The sequence below is a fragment of the Chryseobacterium sp. SIMBA_029 genome, assembly GCF_046535275.1.
Classification (GTDB): Bacteria; Bacteroidota; Bacteroidia; order Flavobacteriales; family Weeksellaceae; genus Chryseobacterium.
Genome location: NZ_JAWRXA010000003.1, coordinates 245,866 through 261,593, shown reverse-complemented (window position 1 = coordinate 261,593; position 15,728 = coordinate 245,866). Strand labels below are relative to the sequence as shown.

At 37.0% G+C, this 15,728-nt stretch carries 14 protein-coding genes; 6 read left to right on the top strand and 8 right to left on the bottom strand.

Annotation, left to right across the window (positions count from 1 at the left end; all coding sequences use genetic code 11):
* Positions 1–37 precede the first annotated feature (37 nt).
* Complete coding sequence (locus SB679_RS06700; RefSeq protein WP_410701506.1) at positions 38–199, bottom strand: bacteriocin-like protein; 162 nt, start codon at positions 197–199, stop codon at positions 38–40.
* A 72-nt stretch (positions 200–271) separates the two neighbouring features.
* Positions 272–1,222: an isopenicillin N synthase family dioxygenase gene (locus SB679_RS06695; protein ID WP_410701505.1), complete on the bottom strand. Its 951-nt coding sequence runs from the start codon at positions 1,220–1,222 to the stop codon at positions 272–274.
* 86 nt (positions 1,223–1,308) lie between these two features.
* On the opposite strand from SB679_RS06695, the gene menD reads away from it, so the two are divergent.
* A complete protein-coding gene (gene menD / locus SB679_RS06690; protein WP_410701504.1) occupies positions 1,309–2,985 on the top strand; it encodes a 2-succinyl-5-enolpyruvyl-6-hydroxy-3-cyclohexene-1-carboxylic-acid synthase in 1,677 nt (558 codons plus the stop codon).
* On the opposite strand, the gene SB679_RS06685 is transcribed toward menD, so the two are convergent.
* Together SB679_RS06685 and SB679_RS06680 are read right to left on the bottom strand one after the other, a co-directional pair.
* Positions 2,982–3,608: an aminotransferase class IV gene (locus SB679_RS06685; protein ID WP_410701503.1), complete on the bottom strand. Its 627-nt coding sequence runs from the start codon at positions 3,606–3,608 to the stop codon at positions 2,982–2,984. The two genes, menD and SB679_RS06685, sit on opposite strands and share 4 nt — an antisense overlap.
* Positions 3,592–4,569, bottom strand: coding sequence for an aminodeoxychorismate synthase component I (locus SB679_RS06680; protein ID WP_410701502.1), 978 nt, complete (start codon positions 4,567–4,569; stop codon positions 3,592–3,594). The genes SB679_RS06685 and SB679_RS06680 overlap by 17 nt, the downstream gene beginning before the upstream one ends.
* A 47-nt stretch (positions 4,570–4,616) precedes the next feature.
* On the opposite strand from SB679_RS06680, the gene SB679_RS06675 reads away from it, so the two are divergent.
* From SB679_RS06675 to SB679_RS06660, 4 genes are read left to right on the top strand one after another with little or no spacing between them, the layout of a single operon-like run.
* On the top strand, positions 4,617–5,354 hold the full coding sequence (locus SB679_RS06675) for a hypothetical protein (protein WP_410701501.1): 738 nt from the start codon (positions 4,617–4,619) through the stop codon (positions 5,352–5,354).
* A gap of 55 nt (positions 5,355–5,409) precedes the next feature.
* Positions 5,410–6,150 (top strand): beta-carotene 15,15'-monooxygenase, encoded by a 741-nt coding sequence (locus SB679_RS06670; RefSeq protein ID WP_410701500.1) that lies wholly within the window; start codon positions 5,410–5,412, stop codon positions 6,148–6,150.
* Positions 6,147–7,229, top strand: coding sequence for an AI-2E family transporter (locus SB679_RS06665; RefSeq protein ID WP_410701499.1), 1,083 nt, complete (start codon positions 6,147–6,149; stop codon positions 7,227–7,229). Before SB679_RS06670 ends, SB679_RS06665 begins: the two co-directional genes overlap by 4 nt.
* A 12-nt stretch (positions 7,230–7,241) precedes the next feature.
* Positions 7,242–7,496 carry a DUF3820 family protein gene (locus tag SB679_RS06660; RefSeq protein ID WP_410701694.1) on the top strand — a complete coding sequence of 85 codons (255 nt, stop codon included), beginning with the start codon at positions 7,242–7,244 and terminating at the stop codon, positions 7,494–7,496.
* A 60-nt stretch (positions 7,497–7,556) separates the two neighbouring features.
* Here SB679_RS06660 and uvrB read toward each other — a convergent pair whose 3' ends face one another.
* From uvrB to SB679_RS06645, 3 genes are all read right to left on the bottom strand, one after another.
* Positions 7,557–9,548, bottom strand: coding sequence for an excinuclease ABC subunit UvrB (gene uvrB / locus SB679_RS06655; RefSeq protein WP_410701498.1), 1,992 nt, complete (start codon positions 9,546–9,548; stop codon positions 7,557–7,559).
* Between the two features lie 155 nt (positions 9,549–9,703).
* The gene (locus SB679_RS06650) at positions 9,704–11,467 is read right to left on the bottom strand and encodes a M56 family metallopeptidase (RefSeq protein ID WP_410701497.1); all 1,764 of its coding nucleotides are present in this window, start codon (positions 11,465–11,467) and stop codon (positions 9,704–9,706) included.
* Between the two features lies 1 nt (position 11,468).
* On the bottom strand, positions 11,469–11,840 hold the full coding sequence (locus SB679_RS06645) for a BlaI/MecI/CopY family transcriptional regulator (protein WP_410701496.1): 372 nt from the start codon (positions 11,838–11,840) through the stop codon (positions 11,469–11,471).
* Between the two features lie 107 nt (positions 11,841–11,947).
* On the opposite strand from SB679_RS06645, the gene SB679_RS06640 reads away from it, so the two are divergent.
* A complete protein-coding gene (locus SB679_RS06640; protein WP_410701495.1) occupies positions 11,948–13,165 on the top strand; it encodes a PQQ-dependent sugar dehydrogenase in 1,218 nt (405 codons plus the stop codon).
* A 44-nt stretch (positions 13,166–13,209) separates the two neighbouring features.
* Here the strand turns inward: SB679_RS06640 and SB679_RS06635 are convergent, their stop codons facing one another.
* Entirely contained in the window at positions 13,210–15,642 is a 2,433-nt protein-coding gene (locus SB679_RS06635; protein ID WP_410701494.1) for a TonB-dependent receptor plug domain-containing protein, read from the bottom strand.
* Between the last annotated feature and the right edge of the window lie 86 nt (positions 15,643–15,728).

Below are 15,728 nucleotides of genomic sequence, written 5' to 3'. Positions count from 1 at the left end.
CCCAAAGGAACGGTTTTATTATAAGGTGCAGATATTTCTACATAGAATCATCCGGACATGTAAATGTATCACTGCAAGTTGCACAGATGATCATACCATTGCAATAGTAATTGCAAAATTGAGGTTCCGGAAGTTTAACTCCTCCTGCTCCGGCAATGCTCTTTAATTGGCCTTTGTTTAGTTTTTTTAAATTTTTCATATTGTTTTAGTTAAAAATTTGATACTAAAGTAAAGATAATTAAAAAAATATATTGCGAAACAACTTTTTTGATTATTTTTTTATCAGACCTAATTCAATCAGTCTTTCATGCAAAAATTCTCCTGCTGTTGTATCTTCATACAGCTTCGGATGGTTTTCGTTCACACAGTTGTCAAGAGTATTTAATGACATCTGGCTTACCGGGTGCATGAAGAAAGGAATTGAATATCTTGAAGTTCCCCACAATTCTCTTGGCGGATTCACCACTCTGTGGATGGTAGATTTCAATTTGTTGTTGGTGTGTCTTGAAAGCATATCCCCGACATTGATCATTAATTCGTCCGGTTCTGCAATCGCATCAATCCATTCTCCGTTGTGGTTCTGAACCTGAAGTCCTTTCCCCTGAGATCCCATTAAAAGAGTAATCAGATTAATGTCCCCATGAGCGGCTGCTCTTACAGCGTCATCCGGTTCCTGGGTAATGGGAGGATAATGAATAGGTCTTAAAATAGAATTTCCTTCTGAGATTTTATCATCAAAATAAAATTCATCCAGACCAAGATACAGAGCCAATGCTCTTAATACATACTGGCCTGTTTTTTCAAGCATTTGATAGGCTTCTTTACCTACCTCGTTGAATTGTGGAAGTTCGTCTACGATGACATTGTCAGGATACTCTGTTTTGTATTTTGAATCATCAGACACATACTGTCCGAAATGCCAAAATTCTTTCAGGTCTCCTTTTTTGAAGCCTTTTGCAGTTTCTTTACCGAATCCTACATATCCTCTCTGTCCTCCAATTCCGGGAATCTCATACTTTTGTTTCGTTTCCGTTGGAAGTTCAAAGAAGTTTTTCACTTCTCCATAAAGATCATCTACTAACTGATCATTAAGAAAGTGGCCTTTTAAGGCAACAAAACCAATTTCTTCGTAAGCTTTTCCGATTTCATTTACAAATTTCTGTTTGCGTTCCGGTTCACCCGAAAGGAAATCACGCAGGTCTACACTAGGTATTTTATCCATTTTTAGAAATTTTACGTGATGCAAAATTACATCTTTTTTGGATTAAATGTTTTTACAATTAAGGATTTATAAGCTAAATTTGCTGTATGAAAAAATATTCTTCCAAAAGAAGTATTCAGATACTAGCGCATCTACTTCAGCAGTACGGGATTTCAGATATTATCATTTCACCGGGGTCCAGAAACGCCCCTCTTGCCATCCATTTCTCGGAAACGGATGCTTTTAACTGTTTCAGTATTGTAGATGAAAGGAGCGCAGCTTTTGTGGGAATAGGAATGGCGATAAGCGAGAAAAAGCCGGTTGCAATCACTTGTACAAGTGGTTCTGCAGTAGCTAATTATTATCCTGCCGTTACCGAAGCTTTTTACCAGAATGTTCCTCTTTTGATCCTGACGGCCGACAGACCAACGGATTTTGTAGATATTTTTGATGGACAGACGATCCGTCAGAAAGATATTTTTCATCAGCATTCCTATGGAGATTTTCAGCTGTTAGAAGACAGTAAAGAGAATGCAGAAGATATTAATTTTGATATTATCAAAAAAGCGATCGAACTTTGTTTTGAAAAACGAGGTCCGGTTCATATTAATATTCCTTTGGAAGAACCATTATATGATTTGGTTTCGGAGCTTCCTTCTTTTCCTGCCGTTGAAAAAACAATTAAACATAAAGACTATGAAATTCCCTCCAATCTGGTAGCGGAATGGAATACTTCCCAAAGAATTATGTTTTTGGTAGGAACCAGAGATTACAGTCCGGAATTGGAAAACCAGCTTTCTCAGTTGGTGAAAAATCATTCTGTCGTGGTGTTAAGCGAGGTAAATTCTAATCTGCATCATGAGAAGTTCTTTAAACATATTGACCGCTATATTTATAATTTCACGGAAGAAGATTATCAAAAATACGCCCCGGATTTATTAATTACGATAGGGCAGAATGTAGTGTCTAAAAAAGTAAAGCAGTTTTTACGAAAAGCAAGACCGAAGCAGCACTGGCACCTGGATGAAATATGGCAGCCTGATACGTATTATTCCCTGACGGAAAAAATAGAAGTGAAACCGGAGGTATTCTTTTCAAAGCTGTTGAAATTTGTCAATCTGGAGCCTAGACCTTATTACAATCTCTGGGATGTTTTACGGGATAAAAAAGATGCTAAACATCTACAGTTCCTGAACAAAGTGGATTTTTCTGATTTTTATTTCTTTAATAAAGCATCACAGACTATCCCGGAAAACTATAATATCCATTTCAGTAACAGTTCGGCAATCAGATATGCGCAGCTTTTTGATTTTGGCAAAAAGAAAATCTACTGTAACAGAGGAACGAGTGGAATTGACGGATCTACTTCTACTGCCATGGGGTTTGCGATTAAAAATGCTAATCCAACATTGCTTATTACAGGCGATTTAGGATTCTTTTATGATATTAACGGTCTTTGGAACCAATATATTCCGCCGTTTGTGAGAATTATTATTTTTAATAACGGGGAAGGAAATATCTTTAAAATTATTCCGGGTCCGGGAAATGCCAACCCGAATACACTGGATGAATTTATCGCAACGAAACACCGTAAGCATGCAGAGCACCTGGCGAAGCATTTTGGTTTCGCATATATCAAGGTAGAGGATGAACCGACGCTGGACAGGGTACTGGAAAATTTCTTCAAACCGGATACACAGCCAAAAATTTTGGAAGTGAATACATACGGTAAGAACAGCGCCGATGTTTTAAAGGCCTATTTTGATTTCATGAAAGACAATTAAAGATCCAGATATTCTTCATTACCCGGTAGATTCATAATCCTGTCTATTGGGTAAATGAACATGTCATCGAAATCATTCATTGCATTAATTAGTTGAAAATGCGAGAACTGCTTAATGTTCTGCATGGTGATTTCGGCTTCTTTTATTTTCTTTTGTTTTAAAAGCTGCTGCCTTTGAACTCCGTTGAGAAGGTAAGAGTTTGGAGTAAACCATTCTTTACCCTTCAAAAACAAAAGGTTTGAAAATGAGGTATCTGTGATGTGGTTGTTTTTTACGATAATGATTTCTTCCGCTTTGGACTTCATTTTCATTTTATCCAATTCTTTTCGGTCTTCAAATTTGAAAGAATAATCGAAACTGTTGTTTTCAACCAGTTGAAAATCTGCTATTTCTGGAATCGCATAAGGGATCATCTGAGTCCGGATTCTTTTATCCAGATCATAGGCAAGCCTTAGTTTGAAAAGACCATTTTCATCGTGTTGCAGATGTTTGAATATTTTAGCAAGATCGATTGAACCTTCTTTGCCAAAATGGGCAAAAGTTTGATCGACACGTTTTTGGTGCAGTTCCAATAAGAAAATCTCCTGATCTTCTACTTTAATACTTTCAATGAATTGGGACATAAATTTTATTTTTCATTTCCTGATATTCGTCTTCTAATTTACTCATGTGTGTTATACCACCGCCGCTTTTAAAATAAAGCTGATCGTGTTCTCTTTCAATAAAGCGTATCATAACGCAGCTGTCCAGGTTTTCACCGTCAAACCAGCCGCAAACGCCTGTGTAATAGCCTCTGTCATATCCTTCCGCACTTTGGATTATTTCCAGCGTTTTAGGTTTTGGGGCTCCTAAAATAGACCCTGCAGGGAGCAGCTTTTTCATAATGCTTCCTACTTTTCCTGCAAATTCAGGCTGTAAGTTTCCTGAGATTTCAGAACTCATGGCATACAGGTCTTTCTGCTGTGTTCTGATCAGGTCGATATGCTGAAACTGATCCACTTTTACATCGCTTGCCACCATACTAAGATCGTTCCGCAGAAGATCAACTACCGTATAATGTTCAGCCTTCTCTTTTTTATCATTTTTCAGAACTTCTGCTGCATTTTCAACAGATGCATCAATAGTCCCTTTCATCGGATAGGTGAAAATTTTGCCTTTATTAATCTTTACAAAAGTTTCAGGAGAAAAAAATACAAAAAAATCTTTATAAAAAACTTTGTACTTCGCATTCGAGTGATAAAAAATTTCTTTCAGCGTTAAATTCGTCTCTATTTTCGTTTTTCGTGTATAATTTACTAAATATGAATTTCCAAGACGAATGTTTTTCTGCACGATATCAAATCCTATTTTAAAACTTTCCAAGGTTTCCGGAAATGACTTCCATTTAATTTTTTTATTTAATTCATACTTCTTTTTTATACTTGAAAATTCTTGAAAATCAATTAATAAGCCTGATTTTTCGATTTCATTTTCCCGGTAGATTTCTACATTGTCCGAAAGGAAATCGATCATGAAAAAGTAGGGGACTTTCCGGAGGGAAAGCTCATCCATTTCCATAAATTTTTGATGATTCACTGAAAACATTCAGCAAAAGTAATTATTGATGTTTACTTTTGCACTAAATTTTTTTAATGCAGAACAAATATCCTCAAAAACCGGGAATAGATTTTATACTGAAGCAGGCGTTTTTCTATTGGAATAGAACACTTATTTTCCAGCTTATTTTTTCAATAGTCTTTTTTGTGGTATTTTTTACGTCCATGTTTTTATTTGGATCTAAATACGGAATCTGGGAACAGAGTCAGGAAATGGGCGAGGCTCTGAAACTGGGAACGAAAGCATATTTGGAGAAAGCTGCAGCTGTAAGCGCGACAGAAAACTATCAAATGTTTATGATTGCCATTTTCGGCACAACCGCTTTTTTATATCCGCTGAATATTGGTTTTTTTCAGATTTTCAGAAAAATTGACCTTAACGAAAAAATAGAATTGGCGGATTTGTTTGTGGGATACAATGGCCTTAATTTTTTTAAATATCTTGGATATTTTATTTTCTGGCTTATGATCTACAGATTAACGCTTCCAACCATTTTCCTTGCCGTGGTATGGGTTATTATTACCTTATTCGTTGCTCCTCTGATGTTTTTTACAGATAAAAGGATTTTTGAAGCTATTTCCCTGAATTTTAAAGCAGTAAAACTCTATTTTGTCGAAATACTGGTTTGTGTTATTGTTGCCGTAATTTTTAAATATATTGGTTTTGCTTTATTTTTTATCGGTGGGCTTTTTACGTTTCCATTTTGGAATGCCATGATTTATTCGCTTTATAAAACAATTTTTTCTGAAAAAGTTAAATTTAACGATGTTTAATGGGTTTTCTTGCCAAAAAAAGTTAATTTTGGGAAAATCATTAAATATTTAAACTATGTCTGAATTTAACGAATTTGATCAGCAGGGATCGGTTCCCAACAGGGATACCGGATCTATTATTTCTCATGCTTTTGAAATGTATAAAGGAGTTTTCCTTTATGGAATTATTGCAATGGTGATTTATATTATCGGTGGATTTCTGATCCAAACCATTACCGGATTTAATTCTACTGCAATGGTAGAGGAGATGAAGAGTTCCGGTGATTATTCAAATTTTAGCTATTGGAATGCTCCTGGATTTCCTATGTATGTTACATTTTCAGGGCTTTTTGGGCTTTTGCTTGCGCCATTGTATGTAGGGTTGATCTACATCGTTAATAAATTTAATACAAAAACTCCGATAGAGTTTTCCGATTTGTTTATTGGCTACCGTCAGAATTTCGTAAATATTTTAATTTACGCTTTCCTTTCATGGATTATCACTAGTATTTCGCTTGCGCTATGCGTATTGCCGTTTTTCTTTGTATATCCGCTTCTTTTATTAGGATACCCAATTTTACTGTTTGAAAATGCATCTGCTATAGACGCACTAACCAAATCTTTCAATATTGCGAAAGAAAATTACGGTACTATTTTACTGACGAGCTTTTTAGGAATGATCATATCACTTGCAGGGGTTATTCTTTGCGGTATTGGGGTTATTTTAACAGCTCCTTTTATGATGGTAGTGATGTATTCTGCATATTGTGCTTTTTTAGGAAAGCCAAGACAAATCATGTTTAAAGATAAACTGTGAATAAAGAAAAACAGATAAGCGGTGTTGCCATAAAACAGGTTGCCTTACTTGCCATCATTTTGGTATTGACGGGGTTAATCTGTTTTAATCTTGCCTTATTTATACCTTCGGTTTTAGGGGCTATTACTATTTATGTAGTCTGCCGTAAGTATAATTTCTATCTGCAGGAGGAAAAAAAATGGAAGCCCTGGCTTTCCTCACTGGTACTCATGCTGGCAAGTCTGATTATTCTTATTCTTCCCATTTATTTTATTGCAGATCTTTTAATTGAAAAATTAGGAAATGCGCAGGTGTATATGGCCAAGTTCAATGTATTTTTAGACAAAATACATTCCTATGTTTATGAACAGATTCATTTTGACATTCTCAGTAAAGAGAATATGGATAAATTGAAAAGTTCTGCCGGAAAAGTTTCTACTTCTGCTGTCAGCGGAACTTTCAATACCCTTACGGTCGTGATGTCTATGTACTTCATCCTGTATTTTATGCTGGATCAACCGAGACGTTTTGAAAGGATTCTTACTTCGTCTGCACCTTTAAAGAGATCAAATATTTCTTTAATCGGCGATAAGATGAGAAAACTGATTATGGCTAACGCTATTGGAATTCCGGTTGTTGCACTTGGACAAGGTCTTGTCGCATTAATTGGATATTTCATTTTTGGAGCTCCCAGCCCAGTGTTGCTTTTTGCATTAACAGCGGCAGCTTCAATGGTTCCGGTAGTAGGAGCGGCCATTGTTTATATTCCGGTTTGTATTTTTATGATCGCTGAAGGCAATACAGGGCCCGGGCTCGGTCTTGCAGCGTACTGTCTGATCGTTGTCGGTCTGACGGATAATCTGCTCCGTTTTACCCTTTTAAAGAAGCTAGAGGATATCCATCCACTGAATACTGTATTTGGGATTATCATGGGGATGAATCTATTTGGGTTTATGGGACTTATTTTTGGACCTATTCTGATTTCTCTGACGCTTCTTTTGATTCAGGTGTACAGAAACGAGTTTTCAGAAAATGACATTCCTGAGCTTGAGATGGCAGATAAGAATAATGACGAGAATAAAATTGACTTAATTGTATAAACCGTGGAAGGAATAAATCCAGAAATATTACAGGAAATATGTGTCGTAACGATGCCTTTTGGTAAACATCAGGGGACTATTCTTGCTGATCTGCCGATAAGCTACCTGGAATGGTTCTCCCGAACAGGAATGCCTAAAGGAAAACTTGGAATGCAGCTTTCAACCATTTATGAAATTAAACTGAATGGACTGATGGATCTGCTGGCTCCGCTGCGGAGCGGGAAGGTTGATTATAGTAAGATCAAGAAAACGACTTACAAGTTCTAATATAAGGTTTCGGCGGCATCAAAGATGCCGCCGAAACTCTTTTTTATCTTTCAACTAAAATTATCCTTTCAATGCCATGATTTCATCCCTCAGTTTAGCTGCTTTTATGAAATCAAGATTTTTGGCTGCAGCTTCCATTTCTTTCTGCTTTTGCTCTACCATCTTTTCAATATCCTCAGTGGCATAGCTGGCTTTTACTTCAGCTACTTTTTGCATGATTTCTTTTTGAGTATATTTTTCATCAGGGAAATCTTTGCTTCTTCCGACTAAGTTTTCGGATATTTTTTTATTCAGAGAAGTTGGTACCTGTCCATGTTCCTCGTTATAAAGTATCTGTTTGCCACGACGGTATTCTGTTTCATCAAGGGCAGCTTGCATCGATTTGGTGATCTTATCAGCGTACATAATGGCTCTTCCGTTAATGTTCCTTGCAGCACGTCCAACCGTTTGAATCATTGATCTTCTGCTTCTTAGCATTCCTTCCTTATCTGCGTCGAGAATGGCTACCAGTGAAACTTCCGGTAAATCCAATCCTTCTCTTAGTAAATTAACTCCGATCAGAACATCAAAAAGTCCCAAACGCAGATCCTGCATAATTTGGATACGCTCCAGTGTTTCAACATCAGAGTGGATATATCGTGTCCTTATCCCGAACTTAGTGAAGTATTTTGTAAGCTCTTCGGCCATTTTTTTAGTCAGTGTAGTTACCAATACCCTTTCGTCTATATCGGCTCTTTTGCGGATCTCCTCCATTAAATCGTCAATTTGATTCAGAGAAGGTCTCACTTCAATAATAGGATCTAAAAGCCCTGTCGGGCGAATAATCTGTTCGATATAAGCTCCCCCGGTTTTCTCTAATTCATAATCTGCCGGTGTGGCAGAAACATAGATTACCTGATTCTGAATAGCTTCATATTCTTCAAACTTCAAGGGCCTGTTATCCATAGCAGCCGGAAGTCTGAATCCGTATTCCACCAGTGCTTCTTTTCGGCTTCTATCGCCTCCATACATGGCATGAACCTGAGGAACGGTAACGTGACTTTCATCAATAACCATTAGATAATCTTTAGGGAAATAATCCAATAAACAGAAAGGTCTTGATCCAGGAAGCCTGCCGTCCAAATATCTTGAATAGTTTTCAATTCCCGAACAGTATCCCAATTCTTTGATCATTTCAAGATCGAGTTCAGTTCTTTCCTGAAGTCTTTTGGCTTCTAAAGGTTTTCCTATTTCGCTAAAGAAATCAACCTGTTTTACCATGTCATCCTGAATGTTCTTTATGGCACCGTTCAGGGTTTCTTTTGAAGTCACAAAAAGGTTGGCAGGATAAATCTGAATCTGGTCAAAATTAGCAGTTACATTTCCGGAAACAGGATCGAAGCTTTGAATTTTTTCAATTTCATCGCCAAAAAACTGGATTCTTACTGCGTTATCAGCATAGGCAGGAAACACATCTATTACGTCTCCTTTCACCCGGAACGTACCCCGTTGAAAGTCGCTTAACGTTCTTGAATACAATGCGTTAACTAGTGAGTGAAGAAATGCGGTTCTTGTTACTTTTTCTCCAATAGCAATGGAAATCAGTGATTTGTGGAATTCTGCAGGGTTTCCAACACCATAAATACAGGAAACTGATGCAACGATCAAAACATCGCGTCTTCCGGAAAGCAAGCTGGCAATAGCGGAAAGACGAAGTTTTTCAACCTCTTCATTAATACTCAGATCCTTTTCAATATAAGTCCCGGTAGTTGCTATATAGGCTTCCGGTTGATAATAGTCATAGTAGCTCACAAAATACTCAACAGCATTGTCAGGAAAGAATTCTTTAAATTCCATAAAAAGCTGCGCTGCCAGGGTTTTGTTGTGGGCCATAACAATCGTTGGCTTCTGTACATTCTGTACAACATTGGCTACCGTAAATGTTTTACCGGAACCCGTTACTCCAAGCAGTGTCTGATATTTCTCACCGATTTCTATTCCTTCGGTAAGCTTCTCTATAGCTTGTGGCTGGTCGCCGGTGGGTTTATATTCTGATTGAAGATTAAAATTCATAGAAACATAATGTATACAACAAAAATACGAAAGAAATTATTAGGCATCATAAAGTATTTGAAGGTGAATGTATTGATAGTAAATTTTTCACCTGTCTGTGCTGAGTACAAAATAAAAAAACGCTACCTGTGTAGCGCTTTTTCTTTTGACAGATGTTACCGGAAACTCATTGTTGCCGGGAAATTGTATATACTTGCTATAGCTTTTCCATTTTTTGTAGCCGGCTTCCAGGATGCTCCATTATTTACCGCTGTAATGGTTTTAATGATTTCTTTATTGAAATCTTCATTATTACCTGAAGCTGTTATCTGACTGATTTTTCCGGTTTCGTCGATGTGTATAAACGCTGTCGATTTTATCAGTTTCTCTTTTCCGTTAAGTGTACTTGTATCAAACATAGATAGAACTTTTGAACGAAATGATTTTGCCCCTTCAGGAAATTCAGCCTGAACAAAATCCTTATCCTGTTGTATATTTGCATTTGTGCTGATACCTTCATTGCTTACTGTTTTTCTTGGAGAAATAGTATCCGAAATTACTTTTACGATTCCCTTTTTAATTCCCATTGCGGTATGTGGCTTCCTGTCCATTGTTTTTTCGAAATAATTATTGGACATTAAACTTACCTGATAGGGCTGGGGATTTTTTGCTGTTCTTGCATTTTTACCAACTCCGCTGATAGAAACATGCGAAAAGTCGGATGTTTTGTAGTTTTTAAGACTACTGTTCTCGATCTTTTTAGAATCGATCCACACAGCGTAATTGCTTTTGTTTAAGAATGATTTCAATTCACCTTCAGTAGGAATACGCTTTTTTAATTCAGGTATATTAATGAATGTAATTTTCTGTTCATTCCTTTGTGCATCAGTTAATTGGGGATAGAGATCTTCCAGCCTTGACTTATCACTGGCGGAAATTTTTTTCGAAAACTCTGCATACTTTCCGCTATTTAAAAGATCGGAATATTTGTCTAGAATATCCTTGAATTCCTTATAAGGATCCTGAATGGATAAGCTGTTTTTTACTATACTGCTGACTGTGTGAGTGTCTTTTGTAATTGTAGGGCTGATAGCGTATGACCTTTCGGCAAATAAGGCCACGGCGGCAATCATCGCCATGATTCCGGCTGCTTTCTTAACTACAATAAATTTGGATTTTTTTGCTGTCATCATAATAAATCGTTTTTTGGTGTTGTTAAAATTAAATGAATGGGTGAGAGGAAGATTCTGAATATTAATAATTTCATTCAGGATTAAATTCTGATACTCTTTGATATTGTATCTGTTATTCAAAACAGCTTCGTCCGCAAGAAATTCATGATTGGTGAGTATTGCTTTTTTATACAGGAAAAGAGCAGGATTAAACCATGTGAATATCTTCATAATATCCAGAAAAATGAGATCAAGGCTGTGTTTTTGCTCAATATGGCCAGCCTCATGGAGGAAAATTCTTGGGTCGATCATATTGTTTTTTATATAATCTTCGCCCAAATAGATGGTATTCCAAAAACTAAAAGGTGGAATATTTTCTTTCATTACCATGACCCTTCGATTTTGGTAAATGCGTTTTTCTCCCTGCATTCTTTTCACGGCTCTGACAGAAAGCATACTTCTTATCAGAAAGAAAAGAGTAATCGCTCCATAGATGATCCATATGACATTCATCCAATTGAAACTGTCCTGTTCATGCTGGATAAGGACGATTTGCTGTGCTGTGTCTTCAAACAGAATTTGAGACTTATTCTTAGGCTCCGGAAGCTGTATTGTGATAGAAATGAATGGAATCACATAAGAAAAGATTAATGAAAACAGCAGGTAAAACCGATTAAACCTATACATTTTCTCCCTTTCCAAAAACAGGTAATAGATACCGATGAAAATGGAAGAACACAGAATTATTTTTAGGATAATAGCTAACATTTTATTCCTTTATTTGCTGATCTATTATATCACGGAGTTCTTTCAGTTGCTTTTGGCTGAATTGAGCATTCGAGGTGAAAAAAGAGGCAAACTGAGTCACCGAGCTGTTGAAAAAACGGTCAATCATAGAGGTCATTTCCTCGTTAAAATATTCCCCTTTCTCTACTTTTGGATAGTATTCACGGGAATTTCCATACAATGTATAGCCTACCAAATCTTTATTCTGCATCCTTTTCAGCAGAGTAGCGATGGTAGTCGCTGCGGGTTTAGGTTCCGGGTAAGAATCCAGAATATCTTTCATGAAAATTCGCTTCTTTTCCCAAAGGATTTCCATAAGATTTTTCTCCGAGTCTGTTAATTTTATTTCTTTCATTCTACAATGTTGTATTTTATTCTACAAATGTAGAATAAAAATTGATGCCTGCAAATTTTTATGGCATTATTTTTCTATCTATCTTTTTACCACTAAATCATAATACTATGAAATTCAATCAATTTTATGTTCCGGCATTGAGCCTTTTCCTTACTTTGTCTTCGTGTCAAAAAAATAGTGCCAATGCACAACAAACAGGATCCGATGGCAGTGTAGAAAAGGAAAAACCGAATTCAGATTATAAACCGGCCTTCAAAGGACAAACCAGGATTAATGCGGTAAAAACCGTAGCAGCATACCAGGTTGAAATTTTAAATAAAGATTTGGGAAGACCCTGGGGAATTATTAATCTGCCTGACGGAAGGTTTCTTATCACGGATAAAAGAGGCTATATGAACGTGGTTTCTGCAGATGGTAAGCAGGTTTCTAAAATTGAAGGATTTCCAAAAGTAGATTCCAAAGGGCAGGGAGGAATGCTGGATGTAGCTCTCGATCCCGATTTCACGACGAATAATCTTATTTATTTTAGTTTCTCAGAACCTTTTGGAGCCGGAAATTTAACTTCAGTGGCGAAGGGAAAGCTTTCGCAGGATATGAAAACAATACAGGAGGTGAAAGTAATTTTTCGGGCAGAGCCTTCTTATGACGGTGACAAGCATTATGGAAGCAGACTGGCATTTGATAAAGATGGAAACTTATTTGTGAGTACAGGGGAAAGATCTGATAAAGTAACCCGGGTTTACGCTCAGAAAACAGATAATTATTTAGGAAAAATATTAAAAATAACGAGAGATGGAAAGCCTGCTCCCGGAAATCCTTTTATTGGAAAAAGTGGATATAAACCTGAAATATATGCCTATGGCGTTAGAAATCCTCAAGGAATGGCCATTGATCCCAACGGAAATCTTTGGGATGTAGAAATGGGTCCCAGAGGTGGTGATGAGATTAATCTGATCCAGCCCGGAAAAAACTATGGCTGGGGAGATGTCACGTATGGAATTGAATATTCAGGAGAAAAAGTGGGGAAAGGAATTACCCAAAAAGAAGGAACTGAGCAGCCTGTTTATTATTGGGATCCTGTGATTTCTCCAAGCGGAATTACTTTCTATACCGGAAATATGGAAGAATGGAAGGGGAATTTATTTATAGGCTGTCTGAGTGGAGAGCACATCAACAGAATCATCCTGAAAGATCATAAAGTGGTAGGTGAGGAGCGCCTTTTAGCAGATCAGAAAGAACGCTTCCGGGATGTTCTGAATGGGGCCGATGGTAATCTATATGCAGTAACCGATAGTGGAAAGCTTTATAAAATTTCAAAAAAATAACAAACAACTCCTGAATTTCAGGAGTTGTTTGTTATTGTATAGTTTTAAAATTTAAAATTAAGTCTTGCAAAAGTTTGTCTTCCGGCAAATCCCATCTGTACAGGATCGAAAATCCCTCCGGATTCTGTATTTCCGTCTGATACATGAGCCGTTTGCAGCGTAGGATATCTGTTGAATAGATTTTTGCTTCCGATTGTTAACGTTAAACTCTTAGAAAAATCACACCCGAAAGAAAGATCGGTGGTGACTCTCGGATTATAGATCTGATAATCATCTGGACCGCCATAACCCACTAAGGTTACTTTGTCAAATCTTACAAGTTGCAGATTGGCATTGAATTTATTGATTTTATAATTTAAGTTTAAATTGACTTTTGTTTTTGGTGCAGAGGCGAGAATAAAGGCTTTTTCCCTTGCGCTCATATAAATATCTTCTTTTCCGGCTAGTTGTTGAGACGTATGAACTTTTGTAATTTCCATTTCATTATAATTTCCTGCTAAAGTGGCAGTCAGTTTTCCATTGCCCAGATTTTCATTATAACTTAAAATGACATCAACTCCTTTTGTTCGGGTATCAATAGCATTGGAAAAGAATTGTGCCTGATCGATAAATGGATTTGCATCTTGAATAGTTTGAGGAAGATCCGCTCTTGCAAAATTACCGGTTAATACAATTCTGTCTTTTACTTTAATGTAGTATCCATCGACTGTAGCAGTGAATTTTCCAGCATTATAAGTAAATCCGGCGCTCCCGTTAAGAGAAGTTTCCTGTTTTAGTTGTGGAACTAATGCTTTTGCCAAATCACTGTCATTGGATGCAAGTTGGATCGTTACCAGATTGCCGCCCTGGAAATTGGTAAACTGTAAGCTGTAATATTTTTGAGCCAGTGAAGGCGCTCTAAATCCGGTAGACACTGATCCTCTGAAAGCAAGTTTCGGAGTAATGGCATATCGGGTTGCGAATTTTCCGTTGATGGTGCTTCCGAAATCACTGTAGTTTTCAAATCTTCCCGCAACGCTTATCATCCATTTTTTTGTAATATCAAGTTCTGTATCTACGTAAGCGGCAAAATTATTTCTGTTTTTATCCACTTCCTGAGAATATCCCGGAAAGCCCTGTGATCCGCCCGGTCTTACATCACCAGTTAATGGGTTTGTGACTAATAATCCGGTTGGGGTACTAGCAGTCACCAGATTTCCATTGGTATCATACATGGCATAAGAAGCTTCTTCTCCTTTGATAATATTGAACTTCTCATATCTAAACTCGGCTCCAAAAGCAATATTAAGTCCTTCCAGAACATTGAACGGCTTAGCTGCGTTAAAACCTGTCGTATTTTGAAGCAATGAATGTCCGCCGGCATGGAAGTCTGTCGGTGATTTTGCTCCTAAAGTAGCATTTACCGTGTTTTCAATAGTATAAGTGAATCTATTGCTTCCGAATGCATTATAAAAATCTACATCCCAATTAGCAACTTTAAATTTAAAACCGTTGTCAAAAGTGAAATCAGCGATGCTTGTATTTTCTATTGGGTTAAATCCATTAGGGTAAATTTCCGGAACATTACCGTCTGCATCTGCTGCTCTGGTCCATGCATAAGCATTGGTGTTTCTGTTGGAAAAACCTTGGCGGGAATAGAATTTTAACCCATCAGATAATGGAAGTTCGATGTTTCCGAAAAAATAAATATTCTGTGATTTTGCATCACCAAAACGCTGTCTCGGAGCATCATATAATTCAGGGTTTGCATTCCTGATCGAATGTTCTTTATTGATAAATTCTGCCGTGAAATTTCCAAAACCACCTTTGGATCCTATTTTAGTTCCTAAATTTCCACTGAAATCAAAAGTAATTCCATCAATTTTATGATCAGAAACTACATCATTATTTCCGGGACTTTTAAAAAGGTTCATTCCATAAAAAGCATTTCCTTCAAAACCATTATTCCGATCATTCAGAATAACATTAATTACCCCGGCGATCGCGTCCGATCCATATTGTGCAGAAGCTCCATCACGAAGCACTTCAATCCTTTTGATAGCACCAATCGGAATAGTGTTCATGTCAGAACCCGTATTTCCTCTTCCTTTAGTTCCGAACAGATTAATCAGTGAAGACTGGTGGTATCTTTTTCCATTCAGTAAAAGTAAGGTCTGATCAGGGCCAAGGCCTCTTAATGTTGCAGGGTCTACTGCATCTGCTCCGTCAGATCCTGATTGTTTGTTTGAGTTAAAAGAAGGTGCAGCAAACTGTAAAAGCTGATTAACTTCTACCTGTCCTGTTGACTGGCTTACCTGCTTGATATCAATTACATCGATAGGAACTGGCGTATTGGTGACCGTTCTTTTTTTATTTCTGCTTCCGGTAATGGCCACTTCCTCTATTTTTCCTTCTTTGAAAATGGTGTCATTTGCTTTTTGAGCATAAAAGAGGGATGTTGTGCCTAGAAACAGGACACTTATATATTTTATTTTCATTGCTGTGTTGTTTTAAGAATTGATAAGATGTGTCAAAAATATCAAATTTACTTTGTAAATCAACACTGTAATGTCTTTTTATTTAA

Excerpts from the sequence above, each read along its gene's own strand:
- SB679_RS06700 (WP_410701506.1), bottom strand. The coding sequence starts at position 199 with ATGAAAAATTTAAAAAAACTAAACAAAGGCCAATTAAAGAGCATTGCC.
- SB679_RS06695 (WP_410701505.1), bottom strand. The coding sequence starts at position 1,222 with ATGGATAAAATACCTAGTGTAGACCTGCGTGATTTCCTTTCGGGTGAA.
- menD (WP_410701504.1), top strand. The coding sequence starts at position 1,309 with ATGAAAAAATATTCTTCCAAAAGAAGTATTCAGATACTAGCGCATCTA.
- SB679_RS06685 (WP_410701503.1), bottom strand. The coding sequence starts at position 3,608 with ATGTCCCAATTCATTGAAAGTATTAAAGTAGAAGATCAGGAGATTTTC.
- SB679_RS06680 (WP_410701502.1), bottom strand. The coding sequence starts at position 4,569 with ATGTTTTCAGTGAATCATCAAAAATTTATGGAAATGGATGAGCTTTCC.
- SB679_RS06675 (WP_410701501.1), top strand. The coding sequence starts at position 4,617 with ATGCAGAACAAATATCCTCAAAAACCGGGAATAGATTTTATACTGAAG.
- SB679_RS06670 (WP_410701500.1), top strand. The coding sequence starts at position 5,410 with ATGTCTGAATTTAACGAATTTGATCAGCAGGGATCGGTTCCCAACAGG.
- uvrB (WP_410701498.1), bottom strand. The coding sequence starts at position 9,548 with ATGAATTTTAATCTTCAATCAGAATATAAACCCACCGGCGACCAGCCA.
- SB679_RS06650 (WP_410701497.1), bottom strand. The coding sequence starts at position 11,467 with ATGTTAGCTATTATCCTAAAAATAATTCTGTGTTCTTCCATTTTCATC.
- SB679_RS06645 (WP_410701496.1), bottom strand. The coding sequence starts at position 11,840 with ATGAAAGAAATAAAATTAACAGACTCGGAGAAAAATCTTATGGAAATC.
- SB679_RS06640 (WP_410701495.1), top strand. The coding sequence starts at position 11,948 with ATGAAATTCAATCAATTTTATGTTCCGGCATTGAGCCTTTTCCTTACT.
- SB679_RS06635 (WP_410701494.1), bottom strand. The coding sequence starts at position 15,642 with ATGAAAATAAAATATATAAGTGTCCTGTTTCTAGGCACAACATCCCTC.